General features: G+C 70.2%; 17 protein-coding genes. 15 read left to right on the forward strand and 2 right to left on the reverse strand.

The features are described from left to right. Window positions 1-5 precede the first annotated feature (5 nt). From ACFFJD_RS10820 to ACFFJD_RS10865, 10 genes are all read left to right on the forward strand, one after another. Window positions 6-761 carry a YebC/PmpR family DNA-binding transcriptional regulator gene (locus ACFFJD_RS10820; RefSeq protein WP_382363940.1) on the forward strand — a complete coding sequence of 252 codons (756 nt, stop codon included), beginning with the start codon at window positions 6-8 and terminating at the stop codon, window positions 759-761. Between the two features lie 78 nt (window positions 762-839). Beyond that, a complete protein-coding gene (gene ruvC, locus ACFFJD_RS10825; RefSeq protein WP_382363942.1) occupies window positions 840-1472 on the forward strand; it encodes a crossover junction endodeoxyribonuclease RuvC in 633 nt (210 codons plus the stop codon). Next, window positions 1469-2065 carry a Holliday junction branch migration protein RuvA gene (gene ruvA / locus ACFFJD_RS10830; RefSeq protein WP_382363944.1) on the forward strand — a complete coding sequence of 199 codons (597 nt, stop codon included), beginning with the start codon at window positions 1469-1471 and terminating at the stop codon, window positions 2063-2065. Before ruvC ends, ruvA begins: the two co-directional genes overlap by 4 nt. Beyond that, window positions 2062-3156 (forward strand): Holliday junction branch migration DNA helicase RuvB, encoded by a 1095-nt coding sequence (gene ruvB / locus ACFFJD_RS10835; protein WP_382363946.1) that lies wholly within the window; start codon window positions 2062-2064, stop codon window positions 3154-3156. The genes ruvA and ruvB overlap by 4 nt, the downstream gene beginning before the upstream one ends. Window positions 3157-3225: 69 nt before the next feature. Beyond that, window positions 3226-3588: a preprotein translocase subunit YajC gene (gene yajC, locus ACFFJD_RS10840; protein ID WP_382363948.1), complete on the forward strand. Its 363-nt coding sequence runs from the start codon at window positions 3226-3228 to the stop codon at window positions 3586-3588. 74 nt (window positions 3589-3662) lie between these two features. After that, window positions 3663-5258, forward strand: coding sequence for a protein translocase subunit SecD (gene secD, locus ACFFJD_RS10845; protein ID WP_382363950.1), 1596 nt, complete (start codon window positions 3663-3665; stop codon window positions 5256-5258). Then, complete coding sequence (gene secF, locus ACFFJD_RS10850) at window positions 5255-6328, forward strand: protein translocase subunit SecF (protein WP_382363952.1); 1074 nt, start codon at window positions 5255-5257, stop codon at window positions 6326-6328. The genes secD and secF overlap by 4 nt, the downstream gene beginning before the upstream one ends. Further along, window positions 6325-8034, forward strand: coding sequence for an ABC transporter substrate-binding protein (locus tag ACFFJD_RS10855; RefSeq protein WP_382363954.1), 1710 nt, complete (start codon window positions 6325-6327; stop codon window positions 8032-8034). Before secF ends, ACFFJD_RS10855 begins: the two co-directional genes overlap by 4 nt. Beyond that, window positions 8019-8597, forward strand: coding sequence for an adenine phosphoribosyltransferase (locus tag ACFFJD_RS10860; protein ID WP_382363956.1), 579 nt, complete (start codon window positions 8019-8021; stop codon window positions 8595-8597). Before ACFFJD_RS10855 ends, ACFFJD_RS10860 begins: the two co-directional genes overlap by 16 nt. A gap of 27 nt (window positions 8598-8624) precedes the next feature. Next, window positions 8625-10934 (forward strand): RelA/SpoT family protein, encoded by a 2310-nt coding sequence (locus ACFFJD_RS10865; RefSeq protein ID WP_382363958.1) that lies wholly within the window; start codon window positions 8625-8627, stop codon window positions 10932-10934. A gap of 63 nt (window positions 10935-10997) precedes the next feature. On the opposite strand, the gene ACFFJD_RS10870 is transcribed toward ACFFJD_RS10865, so the two are convergent. Further along, a complete protein-coding gene (locus ACFFJD_RS10870; RefSeq protein WP_382363960.1) occupies window positions 10998-11975 on the reverse strand; it encodes a peptidylprolyl isomerase in 978 nt (325 codons plus the stop codon). 169 nt (window positions 11976-12144) lie between these two features. Here ACFFJD_RS10870 and ACFFJD_RS10875 point away from each other — a divergent pair, with 169 nt between their 5' ends. Both ACFFJD_RS10875 and hisS read left to right on the forward strand, forming a co-directional pair. Further along, complete coding sequence (locus ACFFJD_RS10875) at window positions 12145-12846, forward strand: MBL fold metallo-hydrolase (protein ID WP_382363962.1); 702 nt, start codon at window positions 12145-12147, stop codon at window positions 12844-12846. Further along, the gene (gene hisS, locus ACFFJD_RS10880) at window positions 12843-14108 is read left to right on the forward strand and encodes a histidine--tRNA ligase (RefSeq protein ID WP_382363964.1); all 1266 of its coding nucleotides are present in this window, start codon (window positions 12843-12845) and stop codon (window positions 14106-14108) included. The genes ACFFJD_RS10875 and hisS overlap by 4 nt, the downstream gene beginning before the upstream one ends. Window positions 14109-14151: 43 nt before the next feature. On the opposite strand, the gene ypfJ is transcribed toward hisS, so the two are convergent. Next, window positions 14152-15018 (reverse strand): KPN_02809 family neutral zinc metallopeptidase, encoded by an 867-nt coding sequence (gene ypfJ / locus ACFFJD_RS10885; protein ID WP_382363966.1) that lies wholly within the window; start codon window positions 15016-15018, stop codon window positions 14152-14154. 150 nt (window positions 15019-15168) lie between these two features. Between ypfJ and aspS the strand changes: the two genes are divergently transcribed. The 3 genes from aspS to ACFFJD_RS10900 are packed head-to-tail and all read left to right on the forward strand — an operon-like array spanning window position 15169 to window position 19510. Next, on the forward strand, window positions 15169-16980 hold the full coding sequence (gene aspS / locus ACFFJD_RS10890; RefSeq protein WP_382363968.1) for an aspartate--tRNA ligase: 1812 nt from the start codon (window positions 15169-15171) through the stop codon (window positions 16978-16980). Beyond that, complete coding sequence (locus ACFFJD_RS10895) at window positions 16977-18110, forward strand: hypothetical protein (protein WP_382363970.1); 1134 nt, start codon at window positions 16977-16979, stop codon at window positions 18108-18110. Before aspS ends, ACFFJD_RS10895 begins: the two co-directional genes overlap by 4 nt. A gap of 5 nt (window positions 18111-18115) precedes the next feature. Further along, window positions 18116-19510: a replication-associated recombination protein A gene (locus ACFFJD_RS10900; RefSeq protein WP_246995787.1), complete on the forward strand. Its 1395-nt coding sequence runs from the start codon at window positions 18116-18118 to the stop codon at window positions 19508-19510. Window positions 19511-19513: the final 3 nt, after the last annotated feature.

Raw genomic sequence — 19513 nt, forward strand, 5'->3', positions numbered from 1 at the left:
CCACCATGGCTGGGCATTCCAAATGGGCCACCACCAAGCACAAGAAGGCGGTCATCGACGCCAAACGCGGCAAGATGTTCGCGAAGCTGGTGAAGAACATCGAGGTCGCGGCGCGTACCGGTGGCGGTGATCCGTCCGCCAATCCGACCCTGTTCGACGCCATCCAGAAGGCCAAGAAGACCTCGGTCCCGAACGACAACATCGAGCGCGCCCGCAAGCGCGGCGCCGGCGAGGAAGCCGGCGGCGCCGACTGGCAGAACATCACCTACGAGGGCTACGGCCCCAACGGCGTGGCGCTGCTGATCGAGTGCCTCACCGACAACCGCAACCGCGCGGCCAGCGAGGTGCGTATCGCCATGACCCGCAACGGCGGCAACATGGCCGACCCGGGGTCGGTGGCGTACCTGTTCACCCGCCAGGGCGTGGTGACCCTGCCCAAGGCCGATCTCAGCGAGGACGACGTCCTGACCGCGGTCCTCGACGCCGGGGCTGAGGAGGTCAACGACCTCGGCGAGGCCTTCGAGGTGGTGTGCGAGCCGACCGATCTGGTCGCCGTGCGGACGGCGCTGCAGGAGGCCGGGATCGACTACGACTCGGCCGAGCCCGACTTCCGCGCCTCGGTGCAGGTGCCGGTCGACGTCGACGGCGCCCGCAAGGTGCTCAAGCTGATCGACGCGCTGGAAGACTCCGACGACGTGCAGGACGTGTACTCCAACGTCGACATCAGCGATGAGGTGCTGGCGGAGCTGGAGAACGACTGACCGCGCCGCTCCCGCCGATCGTCCCACCCGTGCGCTAGAATCTCGAACAGTTGTTCGTGAGTGCGGAGGAGTTCGGCAGTGCGGGTGATGGGAGTGGATCCCGGGCTCACCAGGTGCGGTATCGCGCTGGTGGAGTCCGGGACCGGCCGCTCGGTGGTGGCTCTGGACGTCGACGTGGTGCGCACCCCGGCGTCCATGGAGCTGCCCGAGCGCCTACTGGCGATCTATGCGGCGGCCCAGCACTGGATCCGCACCCACTCGCCCGATGTGGTGGCCGTGGAGCGGGTCTTCGCGCAGCGGCAGGTGAGTACCGCGATGGGCACCGCGCAGGCGGCCGGCGTGGTGGCTCTGGCCGCGGCCCAGCACGACCTGCCGGTGCGCTTTCACACGCCCAGCGAGGTGAAGGCCGCGGTGACCGGCTCGGGCCGCGCCGACAAGGCGCAGGTCACCATGATGGTGACCAAGATCCTCGGCATGCAGCAGGCGCCGAAGCCGGCGGATGCCGCCGACGCGCTGGCGTTGGCGATCTGCCACTGCTGGCGCGGGCCTATCAACGACCGGATGGCCGAGGCCGCCGAGAAGGCCAAGGCGGCCCAGGAGGCGCATCGACGTCGCCTGGAGCAGGCGCGCACGGCGCAGGTGCAGCAGGCCCAGGCGCGGCAGACACAGGCACAACAGGAACAGGTGCGACAGGAAGTGGTGGGGCAGTGATTTCTTCGGTGACTGGCGAGATCATCGACATCGCCCTCGACCACACGGTGGTCGAATGCGCCGGTGTCGGTTACCGCGTGCTGGCCACCCCGCCCACGCTGGCCACCCTGCGGCGCGGTGAGCAGGTGCGACTGATGACGGCCATGGTGGTCCGCGAGGACTCGATGACCTTGTACGGCTTCACCGATCCGGACGCGCGCGAGCTGTTCGGGGTGCTGCAGACCGTCACCGGGGTGGGCCCGCGACTGGCCATGGCCACCCTGGCGGTGCTCGAGCCCGACCACCTGCGGCGCGCCCTGGCCGATTCCGACGTCAAGGCGCTGCAGACTGTGCCCGGCATCGGCAAGCGGGTGGCCGAGCGCCTGGTGGTGGAGTTGCGGGACAAGGTCGCCGCACCCGCCGGGACGGCCGGGGCCCCCGCCGCCGTCGGCGTGACCGCGGTCGGCGCCCAGGTGACCGAGGCGCTGATCGGGCTCGGGTTCACCGAGAACGCCGCCACCCAGGCCGTCGCCAAGGTGCTGGCCGACCAGCCGGAGGCCGATGCCCAGACGGCGCTGCGCACCGCGCTCGTCGGGCTCGGGCGACGCGGATGACCGGCGCGGCCGACGACGCCGAGCTGCTGGCGGCGATGTCGGTGCCGGGCGACTCGGAACTGGACAACAGCCTGCGGCCCAAGGCCCTCGGCGATTTCATCGGTCAGGCCAAGGTCCGCGAACAGCTCGAGCTGGTGCTGCACGCGGCCCGCAACCGCGGCCGCACCCCCGACCACATCCTGCTGTCCGGGCCGCCCGGCCTGGGCAAGACCTCGCTGGCGATGATCGTGGCCGCCGAACTCGGCGCGGCCATCCGCATCACCTCCGGCCCGGCGCTCGAACGCGCCGGGGATCTGGCCGCCATGCTGTCCAACCTCGTCGAGGGCGACGTCCTGTTCATCGACGAGATCCACCGGATCGCCCGACCCGCCGAGGAGATGCTGTACCTGGCGATGGAGGACTTCCGGGTCGACGTGGTGGTCGGCAAGGGTCCCGGGGCCACCTCCATCCCGCTCGACGTGGCGCCGTTCACGCTGGTCGGTGCCACCACCCGCTCGGGCGCACTGACCGGCCCGCTGCGCGACCGCTTCGGTTTCACCGCGCACATGGAGTTCTACGAGCCGGAGGAACTGGTGCGGGTGCTGCGCCGGTCGGCGTCGATCCTGGGGATCGACCTGTCCGACGACGCGGCCGCCGAGGTGGCCGGACGGTCCAGGGGCACGCCGCGCATCGCCAACCGGCTGCTGCGCCGGGTCCGGGACTACGCCGAGGTCCGCGGCGACGGCACCGTGGACCTGAGCGGGGCGCGCGCGGCACTGGCCGTCTACGACGTCGACGATCTGGGCCTGGACCGGCTGGACCGGGCCGTGCTGGGTGCGCTGGTCCGCGGTTTCGGCGGCGGACCGGTGGGCGTGTCCACCCTCGCCGTGGCGGTGGGGGAGGAGCCGGCCACCGTCGAGGAGGTCTGCGAGCCGTTCCTGGTGCGCGCGGGAATGGTGGCGCGCACCCCGCGCGGCCGCGTGGCCACGGCGGCGGCCTGGGCGCATCTGGGGCTCACGCCCCCGGCCGGGGCCCTGCATCCGGGACTGGGAGTGCGCGCCCGGGAGGACGCCGACCCGACGCTGTTCGAGGGCGGCGGCTCCGGCGCCTGAGCCGCCGCGCTCGGATCACCCCGACCCTGACGACAGGGCCGAACAGGTCCGCCTGGCACTATGGATCGCATGGATAGTCTCTTCCTGCCGCTCATGCTGGCACTGCTCGTGGTGTTCCTCTTCATCAGCTTCCGCAACCAGAAGAAGCGGACCAAAGCGATGGAAGAACTCAAGGCGCAGGCCGTACCCGGAGCCCGGATTCAGTTGAGCTCCGGCCTGTTCGGCACGGTGCACAGCGACGACGGCGGCGAGAGCATCGAGGTGGAGATCGCTCCCGGCGTGATCACCACGTGGAATCGCCTGGCCATCCGCGACGTGATCGCCGAGCAGTCCGTCGCGCCCGCCGAGGATGCCGTGCCCGAGGACGACGCCCCGAACGACGACACCCCGAACGAGGACACCCCGACCGACGGCGACTCGAAGGAACGTTAGGGCCCGACCCCGGGGACACTCCTCGGTGCCCGGCTGACCGACAACGACTAGAACGACAAGTAGGCTTTCCGCTCGTGAGCAATCCCACCCCACGTCCGCGCCGGACCGCGGCGCGCCGCGGCGTTCCGCCGTGGCAGCCGTTGACGGCTTTCCTGGTGCTGCTCGGTCTGGTGTACGCGCTGGTGTTCTTCACCGGCGGCGGTAAACCCGAACCGAAGCTCGGCATCGACCTGCAGGGCGGCACCCGCGTGGTGCTGACCGCCCGCACCGACGACGGCAAGGCGCCCCAGCGCGCGCAGCTCGACCTGGCCCGCCAGATCATCGAGCAGCGCGTCAACGGGCTCGGCGTCGGCGGCTCGGAAGTGGTGGTCAACGGCGACAACATCGTCATCACGGTGCCCGGCGACGACGGCAAGCAGGCCCGTGCCCTGGGCCAGACCGCTCGGCTGTACATCCGACCCGTCGATCCGATCGCCGGGGTCGCCAACGCCGCCCCGGCACCGGAGGAACAGGGGCCGCGACCCTCGGAGATGACCGCTCAGCAGCAGGCGGAGGCGATCGCCGAGCAGCGCAAGCTGCGGCAGGCGCCGGCCGACGCCGATCAGGCCCGGCTGCAGCAGCTGCGCGATCAGATGACCAAGGTCAGCTGCACCGCGGGTGATCCGCTGGTCGGTCACGACAAGCCCAACGAGTACCTCGTCGCCTGCGACGAGGACGGCAAGATGGTCTACCTGCTGGAGCCGATGATCATCGACGGCCGCGATGTGGAGAAGGCCTCGGCGGTGCAGAACGAGAGCGGCGCCTGGGTGGTCTCGGTGGATTACCGCGGCGAGGGTCGCAAGGCCTGGGCCGAGTACACCGGAGCCAACATCGGCCGCGACACCGCGGTGGTGCTGGACTCGAAGGTGGTCAGTGCGGCCACCATTCAGTCGCAGATCTCCGGCACCACCGAGATCAGCGGCAACTTCACCCAGGAGGAGGCCACCGCGCTGGCCAACGCCCTCAAGTACGGTTCGCTGCCGCTGTCGTTCAGCTCCTCGGAGGCCGAGACCGTCTCGGCCACCCTCGGGTGGCAGGCGTTGCGCGCGGCTCTGATCGCCGGCCTCATCGGTTTGATCGCGGTGCTGATCTACTCCCTGGCCTACTACCGGATGCTCGGCTTCCTGGCCGCCGGATCGCTGGTGCTGGCCGGCCTCATGGTCTACGGCATCATGGTGCTGCTCGGCCGCTGGATCGGCTTCACCCTGGACCTGGCCGGCATGGCGGGTCTGATCATCGGTATCGGCATGACCGCCGACTCGTTCGTCGTCTACTTCGAACGCATCAAGGACGAGATGCGTGAGGGCCGCAGCTTCCGTTCGGCGGTGCCGCGCGGTTGGGCGAGCGCTCGGCGCACCATCTGGACCGGTAACGCGGTCAGCTTCATCGCCTCCGTGGTGATCTACGCGCTCGCCGTCGGCGAGGTCCGCGGCTTCGCCTTCACCCTCGGTCTGACGACCATCCTCGACGTGCTCGTGGTGTTCCTGGTGACCCATCCGCTGGTCGAGTTGGCCACTCGCTCCGAGTTCCTGTCGCGACCCAGTATCAACGGCCTCGGCGCGGTCAGCGAGGTGGCCCGCTCGCGGCGCCTGGCGGCGAGTAAGAGCTCGGCGAAGGAGTCGATTCGATGACCCAGCAGCAACCACCGACTCCGGCGGATCTGGACGAATCCGCGCCCACCGTCTTCGGGGACAGTTCCTTCGAGTCGGACAAGGACCGGGGCTTCTTCTCCCGTCTCTACAGCGGCACCGGCGCCTTCGACATCATCGGCAAGCGTCGTCGCTGGTACACGGTGTCCGCGCTGATCCTGCTGATCTGCGTGCTGTCGATGGCCTTCCGCGGGTTCACCCTCGGCATCGACTTCGAGGGCGGCACGCAGATCTCGCTGCCCAACAAGGCCCCGATCACCACCTCCGCGGTGGAGGAAGTCATCACCGACGCGCTCCAGATCGCACCGCAGCAGGTGCAGACGGCCGGCAGCGGCGCCTCCTCGACCGTGCAGGTGCGGATGGAACATCTGAACCAGGAGCAGACCGCCCTGGTCTCCGAGGCGCTGGCCGAGGCCTTCGCGCCCACCATCACCGTCAACGACGTCAGCAGTTCCGACGTCAGCAGCACGTGGGGCACTGAGATCACCCGCAAGATGGTGATCGCCCTGATCGTGTTCCTGGTGATCGTGTTCATCTACATCGCGATCCGCTTCGACCGGGAGATGTCGATCGCCGCCATGGCGTCGCTGTTCTTCGACCTCGTGGTGACCGCAGGCGTCTATTCGCTGGTCGGTTTCGAGGTGACCCCGGCGATGGTCATCGGTCTGCTGACGATTCTGGGTTTCTCGGTGTACGACACGGTGGTGGTCTTCGACAAGGTGGAGGAGAACACCCGCGGGGTGTTCGCCACCCGCCGTCGCACGTACGCCGAACAGACCAACCTTGCGGTCAACCAGACCTTCATGCGCTCGATCAACACCACGATCATCTCGGTGCTGCCGATCATCGCGCTGATGGTGATCGCGGTGTGGCTGCTGGGCGTGGGCACCCTCAAGGATCTGGCCCTGGTGCAGTTGGTGGGCGTCGTGGTGGGTACGTACTCGTCGATCTACCTGGCGTCGCCGCTGTTGGTGTCGATGAAGGAACGGCGCAAGGACGTGGCCGACCACACGCGCAAGGTGCTGGCTCGGCGGGAGCGGAGCGCGGCATGAGTCGTCGCCGGCGCTGGACGCGAGTCGGCGTCGCCGGCCTCACCGCCGCGCTGGCCGCCACCCTGGCGGCCTGCGGCGACTCCACTCCGGATCGGGTGGACTACCTGGTCGATGCGCGGGTGGACAACTACAACGTGAACACCGTCGACAGCTACGCCTCCGGCGCCGTGATGGCGCTGGCGCGCGTGCTGCCCGGCTTCAGCTACCTGGGGCCCGACGGCCAGGTGGTGCCCGACCACGACATCGGCTCGGTCACCGTCGAGGAGGGACCGTCGCTCACGCTGCGGTACACCTTCGCCAGGGAAGCGGTGTACTCCGACGGTCAGCCGATGACCTGCGACGATCTGGCGCTGGCCGCGGCCGCGCTCGGCGGCAAGCACCGCGGCTTCGCGGCGGCCAGCAACGCAGGCTACCGCGACATCGCACAGGTCGATTGCACGGCGGGGGACAAGACCGCTGTGGTGACGTTCGCCCGCGGTCGCGACTACGCTCAGTGGCCCGCACTGTTCGGGGTGGGCGCGCTGCTGCCTGCGCATGTGGTGGCGCGCATGGCCGGCGAGGACGACCTGGTGGGCGCCCTCGGTTCCCGCGACCAGGCCCGCATCGGCAAGATCGCCGAGGCCTGGAACACCGGCTTCGCACTGACGCCGGGCCAGGAGATCGACGTCGACGACTTCGTCTCGGCCGGTCCGTACCGCCTCACGCGCTACACCGCCGACGGCGGGCTGGAACTGACCGCCAACGACAAGTGGTGGGCCGAGGCGCCCGCCACCGCGCACGTGACGGTGTGGCCGCGCGGCACCGACGCCGACCAGGCCGTCAGCGACGGCCGGATCGACGTGGCCGACACCGCCGACCTGAGCATCGGCGACCGGGTGGCCGGGCGGGCCACCGCCGAACTGAACGGTTCGGAGAACCGGACCGCCGAGCAGGACCCGCGTCCGCTCTCGGTGACCCAACTGGTGCCCGCCGCGCGCGGAGTGCTGGCCGACCCGCTGGTCCGCCGGGCCTTCGCCTCGTGCGTGCCCCGCGACAGTCTGGCCCGACGGTTCGGCGCCAACGGTCTGGTGTGGTCGCTGCGGACCGTCGCACCGGCCGATTCGCTCAGCGGCGCCCTCAACGAGCAGTTCGCCCGCCGCTACCCGCGGGCCGATGTGCGCCGCACCCGCGCACTCCTGGAGCAGCGACCCACCGACGAGAACGGGCGCCGGGCGCCGGTGACGGTCCGGATGGGCTATGTGGGTCCGGACCCGGTGGCCCAGGCCGTGGTCGCCGAGATCGCCGCCTCCTGCGACGGTGCGGGCCTGACCGTCACCGATACGGGCTCGCCCGAGCTCACCCCCGGTGAACTGGGGCGTTCGGTGGACGTGCTGATCACCAACGGTCCCACCGGCAGTGCCGCGGCCGGCACCGCGTCGGGTTTCCCGGACGCCTTCCAGCTGTTCCGCGGGGATCCGCTGAACCTCTCCGGTTTCGCCAGTGCCCGCGCAGCCGGCGCGATCAACGATCTGTCGTTGACCGACATCGGCAGCACCCGCTTGCCGCTGATCCGGACCGCCGAGTCCGCGGCCTGGGACGACTTGGCCTCCATTCCGCTGTACGGCACGGTGCGGGCCCGCGAACACACCGGTGCGGTGTCCCGGGTGGTCCCGGGGCTGGCGCGCACCGGTACCGGATGGAACATGGATCGATGGGAATTGACGTGACAGATACAGCTGCCTCCGCCGCGGTCGTCCGGGCCCGGGCGGCGATCGATCGCCACGCCCGGATGGTCGCCGACTTCCCGTCGCCGGGCATCAGCTTCAAGGACCTCACCCCGGTGCTGGCCGACGCGGACGGTCTGGCCGCGGTGGTCACCGCCCTGGCCGAGAGCTGCGCCGGCGCCGACCTGATCGCCGGCGTCGACGCGCGCGGCTTCCTCCTCGGCGGTGCGATCGCCCGCGAACTCGGGGTCGGTGTGGTCGCGGTGCGCAAGGGCGGCAAGCTGCCGCCGCCGGTCATCGGCCTCGACTACGACCTGGAGTACGGCAGCGCGCGCCTCGAGGTGCCTGCGGCCGGTCTCGACCTGGCCGGTCGCTCGATCGCCGTGGTCGACGACGTGCTCGCCACCGGCGGCACCCTGGTGGCCGCCGCCCGCCTGCTGCAGCAGGCGCAGGCGCACGTGCACGGCCTGGCGGTCATCATGGAGCTGGCCGAACTGGACGGACGGGGCACGCTGTCGGCGCAACTGGGCACTCGGGTGCCGGTCTCGGGACTCTGCCTCGGGTGACCGCGGCGCAGCGGATAAGCTCGCTGCATGAGTGAAGCGGACACCGGTCGCCGGCCCGAAGAGTCCGGTACGACGCCCCTGACGTCCCGTCGGGTGCGTGCGCGGCTGGCGCGCCGGATGACGGCCGGGCAGCGCAGTCCGATCGACCCGGTGCTCGAGCCGCTGGCCGCCCTGCACCGGGAGGTGTACCCGAAGGCCGACGTGTCGGTGCTGCAGCGTGCGTACGACGTCGCCGCGCACCACCACGAGGGACAGTTCCGCAAGTCCGGGGATCCGTACATCACCCACCCGCTGGCGGTGGCCACCATCCTCGCCGATCTCGGCATGGACACCATCACGTTGGTCGCGGCCCTGCTGCACGACACCGTCGAGGACACCGGCTACGCGCTCGAACAGCTCGACGCCGACTTCGGCTCGGAGGTGGCGCATCTGGTCGACGGCGTGACCAAGCTGGACAAGGTGGCGCTGGGCAGCGCGGCCGAGGGCGAGACCATCCGCAAGATGATCATCGCGATGGCCCGTGACCCGCGGGTGCTGGTGATCAAGGTGGCCGACCGGCTGCACAACATGCGGACCATGCGTTTCCTGCCGCCGGAGAAGCAGGCCCGCAAGGCCCGCGAGACGCTGGAGGTGATCGCCCCGCTCGCCCACCGGCTCGGCATGGCCACCGTCAAGTGGGAACTGGAGGATCTGTCCTTCGCCATCCTGCATCCCAAGCGGTACGAGGAGATCGTGCGCCTGGTCGCCGACCGGGCGCCCAGCCGCGACACCTACCTCGCGCGGGTGCGGGGCGATCTGAACAACGCGCTGGCGGCCTCGCGCATTCAGGCGACCGTGGAGGGCCGCCCCAAGCACTACTGGTCGATCTACCAGAAGATGATCGTCAAGGGCCGCGACTTCGACGACATCCACGACCTGGTCGGCATGCGCATCCTGTGCGACGAGGTCAAGGACTGTTACGCCGCGGTCGGCGTGGTGCATTCGCTGTGGCACCCGATGGCGGGGCGGTTCAAGGACTACATCGCCCAGCCGAGCTACGGCGTCTACCAGTCGCTGCACACCACGGTCATCGGACCGGAGGGCAAACCGCTGGAGGTGCAGATCCGCACCGACGACATGCACCGCACCGCCGAGTTCGGCATCGCCGCGCACTGGCGGTACAAGGAAGGCCGAAAAGGCAAGGGCCGCAAGGGAACCGACGCCAACGACGTCGACGACATGGCGTGGATGCGGCAGCTGCTCGACTGGCAGCGGGAAGCCGCCGACCCGGGGGAGTTCCTGGAGTCGCTGCGCTACGACCTGGCCGTCAAGGAGATCTTCGTGTTCACCCCCAAGGGTGACGTGGTGACGCTGCCCGCCGGGTCCACTCCGGTGGACTTCGCCTACGCCGTCCACACCGAGGTGGGGCACCGCTGCATCGGGGCACGCGTCAACGGACGCCTGGTGGCCCTGGAGCGCGCGCTGGAGAACGGCGAAGTGGTCGAGGTCTTCACCGCCAAGGACGAGAACGCCGGACCGAGCAAGGACTGGCAGAGCTTCGTCGTCTCCCCCCGGGCCAAGGCCAAGATCCGGCAGTGGTTCGCCAAGGAACGCCGCGAGGAGGCGTTGGAGGCAGGCAAGGACGCCATCGTCAAGGAGGTGCGCCGCGGCGGTCTGCCGTTGCAGCGTCTGCTCTCGGCGGAGTCGATGCATGCGGTCGCCACGGAGCTCGGCTACGCCGACGTCGACACGCTCTACACCGCCGTGGGCGAGCACAATCTCACCGCCGGTCGGGTGGTGCACCGCCTGGTCACCGCGCTGGGCGGAGTGGATCGGGCCGAGGAGGAACTGGCCGCCCGCGCCACACCGTCGACGGTGGCCCGCGAGAGTCGACCCCGGTCCGGCGATGTCGGCGTGGTGGTCGAGGGCGTGGACAACATCCTGATCAAGCTCGCCAAATGCTGCACGCCGGTGCCCGGCGACGAGATCCTCGGCTTCGTGACCCGCGGCGGCGGGGTGAGTGTGCACCGCGGGGACTGCACCAACGCCGCGGCGCTGCAGGCGCAGGCCGAACGCCTGGTCCCGGTGCTGTGGGCGCCGAGCCCGTCCTCGGTGTTCCTCGTCGCCATTCAGGTAGAGGCGCTGGACCGTCACCGGCTGCTGTCGGACATCACCAGGGTCCTGGCCGACGAACGCGTCAACATCCTGTCGGCCACGGTGCAGACCGGTCGCGACCGGGTGGCGGTCAGCAAGTTCACCTTCGAGATGGGCGACCCCAAGCATCTGGGCCACGTGCTGAACGTGGTGCGCAACGTCGAAGGGGTCTACGACGTCTACCGCGTGACGTCCGCCGCGTGAGGCTCCCCGCGCTCCGGCCCGCGTGAGTCCGCCGCCCGATTCCTCGGGCGGCGGAGCAACGCGTCAGTCTTCGCGGACCGCCACGGCGCTGATGGTGACGTCGGTCTTGGGCATGCCGGTCTGCAGGGCCTCGCCCGGCTTGGGCTGGTAGGTGCCCGGCGCCGGGGCGATGCCGCCCTCGGTGATCTTGTCGAGAACGCCGAGGCTGTCCTCGTCGACGGTGCCGATCACCGTGTAGCTCGGCAGCAGCGGGCTGTCCTTGAGGAAGAAGTACAGGCTGCCCGCGCCGGTGTTGGCGACCGGGGCCTGCATCTGCATCGGGTTGCCGGGGGAGTTCACGTTGAACACCGCGACCGTGCCGCGCGGGTAGATCACCTGCTGCTGCGTCGGATCCAGCGGGTTCGGCTCGCCGTGGGTCTCCAGATCGGTGGGGGCCTCGTCGGGCATGCTCCACCCGGGGTCGCCGCCGGCCCAGCCGCCCGAGGTGCCCGCCGTCCCGGTCGGGTCGCCGCAGAGCAGGGCGCCGGCCTCGCGGGTGATGGTGAGGTTGTGGCAGGCCACGTCGTCGTAGTAGCCGTCCTGGGCCAGGGCGATCACGCCGTTGACGTTGCAGGGGCCGTCGGCGCGGTTGAGCGTGGTGGCGATGGTGCCCGCGGTGGTCTCGAAGCTCATCGCGACGGTGCCCTCTTTGAGGGGGTTGTCGTCCGGCTTGGGCGCGCTGCGCTGCAGCTTCTCGCCCTTCTTGTAGAGGTCGAAGAGCTCCTGCACCTGCTGGCGCTGGTCGGCCGGCACTTCGCTGGGCAGCGCATCCGGCAGGCTCTCGAACGGATCCGCGGCCTCGTTGTAGGTGCAGATCACGCGGCGGTTCTCGTCCCAGGAACGGTAGATGAAGAAGCCGCCCACGGCGGCGGCGACCAACACCACGACACCGGCGGCCGAGCCGATCATGAACCGACGGCGACGAACCTGCTGCTGTTCGGCTTCCAGTCGCTGTTCCAGCTTGCGCTTCGCGGCTTCGCGGCGCTCCTCATTGCTCGTCACGCGGGGGAATCCTCCTGGTGGTCTGCCGACGCGAACACCACGACGGCCCATCGGCGCCCCATGCTATCGCAGGATCGGCCGACGGCTGGGGGCTGGCACACCGATGTCGGCGTTTGTCTGCCGTCCTGAGACAATGGGACATCGTCTCTCCGAGTGGAAGGAAGTCACCGTGTTCATCACCGGATTCCCCGCCGGCATGTTCTCCACCAACTGCTATGTGGTCGCCGATGAGGAACGGCGCGAGGCCGTCATCATCGATCCGGGTCAGGATGCGGCGCCGCAGGTGCGCGAGCTGCTCGCCGAGCACGGGCTCACCCCGGTGGCGGTGTTCCTCACGCACGGCCATCTCGATCACACCTGGAACGCGCAGGAACTGGCCGACGAGTACTCGGTGCCCGCCTACATCCATGCCGACGACCGCGGCATGCTCGTCGATCCCGGCGAGGGCATGGGCAAGGCGCTGGCCTCGATGATCGGTGTGATGGAGTTCCGCGAGCCGGAGAAGGTCATCGAGTTCGTCGACGGCGAGGAGCTCGACGTCGCGGGCATCGGCTGGCGGATCGATCACGCGCCCGGGCACACCCGCGGCAGCGTTCTGCTGACCGTCGAGGTGCCCACCGAGGCCGGTCCGGCGTCGGTGTGCTTCAGCGGGGACGTGCTGTTCCAGGGGTCCATCGGCCGGACCGACCTGCCCGGAGGCGACCACCGCCAGTTGCTCGACTCGATCGCCGAGCGCCTGATGGGGCGCGACGATCAGACCCTGGTGCTGCCCGGCCACGGCCCGCAGACCACCGTCGGCGCCGAGCGCGCCACCAACCCGTTCCTGCAGGATCTGCCGGGCGACGTCAAGAAGGGACGTTTCGGACTGTGAGTGGAGATTTCGCCGCACCCAAGGGAGTGCCGGACTACTTCCCGCCGGCCTCGGCCGACTTCCTGGCCGTGCGCAACGCGCTCACCGATGCGGCCCACCGGGCCGGCTATGGGCACATCGAACTGCCGATCTTCGAGGACACCGCGCTGTTCGCCCGCGGGGTCGGCGAGTCCACCGACGTGGTCAGCAAGGAGATGTACACCTTCGCCGATCGTGGCGGCCGCAGCGTCACCCTGCGCCCGGAAGGCACCGCCGGCGTGATGCGCGCGGTGATCCAGCACGGCCTCGACCGCGGTCAGCTGCCGGTCAAGGTCTGCTACTCCGGACCGTTCTTCCGCTACGAGCGGCCGCAGGCCGGTCGCTACCGGCAGCTGCAGCAGGTCGGCGTGGAGGCGATCGGCGTCGACGATCCGGCGCTCGACGCCGAGGTGATCGCGGTGGCCGACGAGGGCTACCGTGCCCTGGGGCTGTCCGGCTACCGACTGGAACTGACCTCGCTGGGCGACGACACCTGCCGCCCGCAGTACCGCGAGGCCCTGCAGGAGTTCCTGCTGGGCCTGGACCTGGACGAGGCCACCCGCGAGCGGGCCCGGATCAATCCGCTGCGCGTCCTGGACGACAAGCGCCCGGAGATCAAGGAAGCCACCGTCAACGCCCCGTTGATGGTCGACTATCTGAGCGATTCGGCGGGCGAGCATTTCGCGCAGGTGCGTCGCCACCTCGACCGGCTCGGCGTGCCCTACGAGCTCAATCCGCGGCTGGTGCGCGGGCTCGACTACTACACCAAGACCACCTTCGAGTTCGTCCACGACGGCCTCGGCGCCCAGTCGGGCATCGGTGGCGGTGGCCGCTACGACGGCCTGATGGCCGCCATCGGGGGCAAGCAGGAGCTGTCCGGCATCGGTTTCGGCATCGGCGTGGACCGCACGGTGCTCGCGCTGGCCGCCGAGAACGTCTCGGTGGCCGGTGAAGGCCGCGTGCAGGTCTTCGGGGTGCCGCTCGGCGGCGCCGCGAAGGACGAACTGGTGGCGGTGGCCGGGCGGCTGCGCGCCCGCGGCGTCCGTGTCGACCTGGCCTACGGCGACCGCGGTCTCAAAGGTGCGATGAAGGCCGCCGACCGCTCGGGCGCCCGCCTGGCGCTGGTGCTCGGGGAGAACGAACTGGCCGAACGCACCATCGAGATCAAGGATCTGAACGACGGCCGACAGACCAAGGTGGCCCTCGACGACGTCCTGACCGAGGTCGCCGCGCGCCTGTCGTGACCGGGCCCGCCGGCCGACAGCTCGTTGCTGTCGGCCGCCCGGCCTACAGGTCGTTGGTGGCGAAGGTGTTGCAGCGGGCGGGCTGACCCGAGGCGTAACCGGTCTTGAACCAGCGCACCCGCTGCTCCGCCGAGCCGTGCGTCCAGCTCTCCGGGTTGGAGCGTGAGCCCTGGATGGTGTCGTCGCCGATGGCCTTGGCGCTCTGGATCACGCTGGCGATCTGCTCGTCGGTGAGCGGCGCGAGCAGGGCGTCGGGGCCCTTGTCGGCGTGGTAGGCCCACACCCCGGCGAGGCAGTCGGCCTGCAGCTCGATACGCACCGAACCCTCGTTGCCCATGCGCTGGCCCTTGGCGAGCACGCCGGTCAGGTTCTCGATGTGGTGGGCGAACTCGTGCGCCACCACGTACTCCTGGGCGAGCGGTCCGTCTGAGCCGCCCATGCGCTTGAGTTCGCCGAAGAACGACGGATCGAAGTAGGCGGTCTCGTCGGCCGGGCAGTAGAACGGGCCCATCGCCGACGAGGCGGCCCCGCACGCGGTGTTGATCGAGCCGGAGAAGATCACCGTCTTCGGCGCGGCGTATCCGGACATCAGCTTGGGCCACACGGTGTTGAGGCTGTTGGTGGTCGCCACGATCCGGCACACGTCGTCGGTATTGGCCTGCTCGAGGGTGCAGTTGTCGATCTTCTGCTGCAGCGCGGCATTGGAGCCGACGTCGCTCTGCTGGGACACGCTGCTGCCGGTGCCGCCCATGAGATCGCCCGGGTTGATGCCGAACAACAGGGCCACGATGGTCAACAGGAGGCCGGCGCCGCCGCCCAGGGCGATCTTGCCGCCGCCGAACCCGCCGCCGCCCGAGCCGCCCGCGCTGACGCCGCTGGTATCGAGTCCGCCACTGCCTTGGAAAGTCACGAGTCTCATGATGACACGGGCCCGCCCGTCATCTCGGCAAGTGCGGGCGAAGAGGGCCCGGAAGGGGCGCGACCACCCCGCGTTCGGCGGCGCCCTCTAAGATGAGGGATTGAGTTATGCCTGCCGTCTGGCACCGCTGAAAGGATCTCAGTGCTTCGCACCCACCTCGCCGGTTCTCTTCGTTCGGAGAACGCCACCCAGAGTGTCACTGTCGTCGGTTGGGTGGCCCGCCGCCGCGACCACGGTGGCGTCGTCTTCATCGACCTGCGCGACAGCTCCGGTCTGGTGCAGGTGGTGTTCCGGGACGAACAGGTCGCCGAGGCCGCCCACAAGCTGCGCGCCGAATACTGCGTGCAGGTCACCGGTGACGTGGAGGTGCGGCCGGAGGGCAGCGCGAACGCCGCGCTGGCCTCGGGAGAGATCGAGATCAACGCGCGGGAGCTGATCGTCCTCAACGAGTCCGCGCCCCTGCCGTTCCAGCTCGACGAGCAGCCCGGCGAGGAGGCGCGCCTGCGCCATCGCTACCTGGATCTGCGTCGTGAGGGCCCGGCCAAGGCGATCCGCCTGCGCTCGCAGGCCAACGCCGCGGCCCGCGGTGTGCTGGCCGCGCACGACTTCCTGGAGATCGAGACTCCGACGCTGACCCGCTCCACCCCGGAGGGCGCCCGCGACTTCCTGGTGCCGGCGCGGCTGCAGCCCGGCTCGTTCTACGCGCTGCCGCAGAGCCCGCAGCTGTTCAAGCAGTTGCTGATGGTCTCCGGCATGGAGCGCTACTACCAGATCGCGCGCTGCTACCGGGACGAGGACTTCCGGGCCGATCGGCAGCCGGAGTTCACCCAGCTCGACGTGGAGATGAGCTTCGTGGACGAGGACGACGTGATCGCCCTCGGCGAGGAGATCCTGACCGCACTGTGGAAGCTCATCGGGTACGAGATCACCACCCCGATCCCGCGCATCACCTACGCCGAGGCGATGCGTCGCTTCGGTAGCGACAAGCCGGACCTGCGTTTCGACCTCGAGCTGGTCGAGTGCACCGAGTACTTCGCCGAGACCCCGTTCCGCGTCTTCCAGGCCCCGTACGTCGGCGCCGTGGTGATGCCGGGCGGGGCCGCGCAGCCGCGTCGCCAGCTCGACGCCTGGCAGGAATGGGCCAAGCAGCGCGGCGCCAAGGGCCTGGCCTACGTCCTGGTGGGCGAGGACGGGACGCTCGGCGGCCCGGTGGCCAAGAACCTGTCCGAGGCCGAGCGCGCCGGGCTGGCCGAGCACGTCGGCGCCGCCCCGGGCGACTGCATCTTCTTCGCCGCCGGCGCGGTCAAGGCCGGGCGGGCGCTGCTCGGCGCCGCCCGCGGCGAGATCGCGCAGAAGCTGGACCTGATCAAGGACGGCGACTGGGCCTTCACCTGGGTCGTGGACGCACCGATGTTCGAGCCAGCCGACGAGGCCACCGCCTCAGGCGATGTCGCGGTCGGCACCGGGGCATGGACGGCCGTGCACCACGCGTTCACCTCGCCCAAGCCCGAATGCCTGGACGGCCTGGAGGCCGATCCGGGTGCGGCGGTGGCCTACGCCTACGACATCGTCTGCAACGGCAACGAGATCGGCGGCGGATCGATCCGTATCCACCGCCGGGAGCTGCAGGAACGGGTCTTCGCCATCATGGGCATCGATCACGACGAGGCGCAGGAGAAGTTCGGCTTCCTGCTGGACGCCTTCGCCTACGGTGCACCGCCGCATGGCGGCATCGCCTTCGGCTGGGACCGCATCACCGCGCTGCTGGCCGGTGAGCCGTCGATCCGCGAGGTCATCGCGTTCCCGAAGTCCGGCGGCGGCGTGGATCCGCTGACCGATGCGCCGGCGCCGATCACGCCGCAGCAGCGCAAGGAGTCGGGCATCGACGCCCAGCCGGCTTCCAAGCAGCCTGCGCCCAAGGACCCGAAGGTCGAGGTCGGCACCAACCGATGACCGCTGTAGTCGCGCAATTCCTGTCCGAGGCACTCGCCGCCGGGCAGGCGCTGCTGACTCGGCGCGCAGGGTCCACCGTCGAGTTGTTCGACCCCGAAGACCTCGGCGGCACCGGCCGCAGCACGGTGGTCCGCGCCCGACTCGGCGAGAATCCGCTCGGCGTGGGCCGCACCGTGGTGATCAAGGTGCTCGATGACGGAGCGCCCACCGCGCCCTTCCTCCGGGAAGTGGCGGGGTACCGCTACGCCACCGCGTTGCCGAGTCAGTCCCGTCCGGGCCCGCAGCTCCTCGCGGCTGATGAGGCGCGCCGCATCCTGGTGCTGTCCGACCTCGGCCACGGCCGCGGCATGATCGAACTGCTCTCTGAGGACTTCGACGATGCCGCTCGCGGTGTGAGTGCGTGGGGCCAGGCCCTGGGCCGCATGCATGCGGCCACCGTCGGCGGTGAAGAAGACTTCGATGCGTTGCTCCGACAGGCCGTCGGCCGGACCGACGACGGTGACGCGTGCGGTACCGATGCGGTGGCCGCACAGGCCGCCGCGGCCCGCGATGGCGCGCACGAACTAGTGGCGCGGCTGGGCATCGACCTCTCGCCGCGACTGGCCGCGGAACTCACCGCCGGCTGCGGCCTGTTCGCCGGCGGGGACCTGCGCGCGTTCAGCCCGTCGGACGTGGGGCCGGAGAACATCCTGCTCAACGACGACGGCGTGCAGTTCATGGACTACGAGTTCGCCGCCTTCCGCGATGCTTCGCTGGACGTCGCCTACGCGCTCGTCACGTTCCCGGCCTACCTCGGCGAGGCCTCGGTGAGTCGGCGCGCGGACCTGGAGCGGAAGCTGGTCGACGCGTGGCGCGCCGAGGTGAAGGGCCTGTGGCCCAATCTGACCCGCGACGCCGGACTCGTCCGTCCGCTCCTGCATGCGCGCACCCTCTGGGTGTGGCTGAGCACGCATTGGATCGTGGCCGGCGGTACCGGCGGCCACGACTGGGCGTTGCACACCACCGACGCCCGCGTGGTGCTGACCCGGTGGGCCGACCTGGCGGATGCGGCGCGGACCGTCGACGACGACGAACTCGCCGAGGCGGCCACCGCGATGGAGCGGGCGCTGGCGCACTTCTGGTTCGACTGAGCGCGATGACCGACCCCGAACCCGGACTGTTCGCCGCCCCCGGCGACGACGCACCGGCGCCCGCCGCCGCGCCGCACCCGGGTTCGGCGGTCCCGCCGCTCGCGGTGCGCATGCGACCGCGGACGCTCGACGAGATCGTCGGGCAGCAGCATCTGCTCGGTGAACGGTCGCCGCTGCGCCGCCTGATCGAAGGGTCCGGCGCGTCGTCGGTCCTGCTGTACGGCCCGCCCGGCACCGGTAAGACCACCATGGCGTCGATGATCAGCGGTGCCACCGGCGGGCGCTTCGAGTCGCTGTCGGCACTGTCGGCGGGAGTCAAAGAAGTACGCGCGGTGATCGACCTCGCGCGCCGCCGCCTCGCTCAGGGCCAGCAGACGGTGCTGTTCATCGACGAAGTCCACCGGTTCTCCAAGACCCAGCAGGACGCGCTGCTCGACGCCGTGGAGAACCGGATCGTGCTGCTGGTCGCGGCCACTACGGAGAATCCGTCGTTCTCGGTGGTGGCGCCCCTGCTGTCCCGGTCGTTGGTACTGCAGCTGCGGCCCCTCGAAGACGACGACATCGCCACGGTGCTGCAGCGGGCGATCGACGATCCGCGCGGCCTCGGCGGCGCGGTGGCGTTGTCGGACGAGGCACGCGACCATCTCGTCTCGATCGCCGGCGGCGATGCCCGGCGCGCGTTGACGGCGCTGGAGGCCAGCGCCGACGGTGTGCTGCGCGGCGAGGAGTCCGACGAGTCCGACACGGCGCCGCGGGAGATCGCGGTGGCCGACGTCGAGGCCGCGGTGGACCGCGCCGCGGTGCGCTACGACCGCGACGGCGACCAGCACTACGACGTGATCAGCGGCTTCATCAAGTCCATCCGCGGTTCCGACGTCGACGCCGCCCTGCACTACCTGGCGCGGATGATCACCGCGGGGGAGGACCCGCGCTTCATCGCCCGCCGCCTGATGATCCACGCGAGCGAAGACATCGGCATGGCCGATCCGACGGCATTGCAGACCGCGGTCGCCGCCGCGCAGGTGGTGGCGCTGGTCGGCATGCCGGAGGCGCGGCTGGCCCTGGCGCAGGCCACCATTCATCTCGCGACGGCCCCGAAGTCGCCGGGCGTGGTGGCGGCGCTCGGGGCGGCGATGAGCGATGTCAGCAGCGGCCGCATCGGTCTGGTGCCGCCGCACCTGCGCGACGGCCACTACAGCGGCGCCGAGGCGATGGGCAGCGGCGTCGGCTACAAGTACGCGCACGACTACCCGGGCGGCGTCGTCGCCCAGCAGTATCCGCCCGATCCGCTGGTCGGCCGCGACTATTACGCGCCCACCGAACACGGCTTCGAGCGGGAACTCGGTCCGCGCGTGGGTCGCCTCCGGGCCATCGTGCGCGGGTTGACCGGTCGCCGGTAGACT

The organism is Gordonia phosphorivorans, assembly GCF_042432625.1.
Classification (GTDB): domain Bacteria; phylum Actinomycetota; class Actinomycetes; order Mycobacteriales; family Mycobacteriaceae; genus Gordonia; species Gordonia phosphorivorans.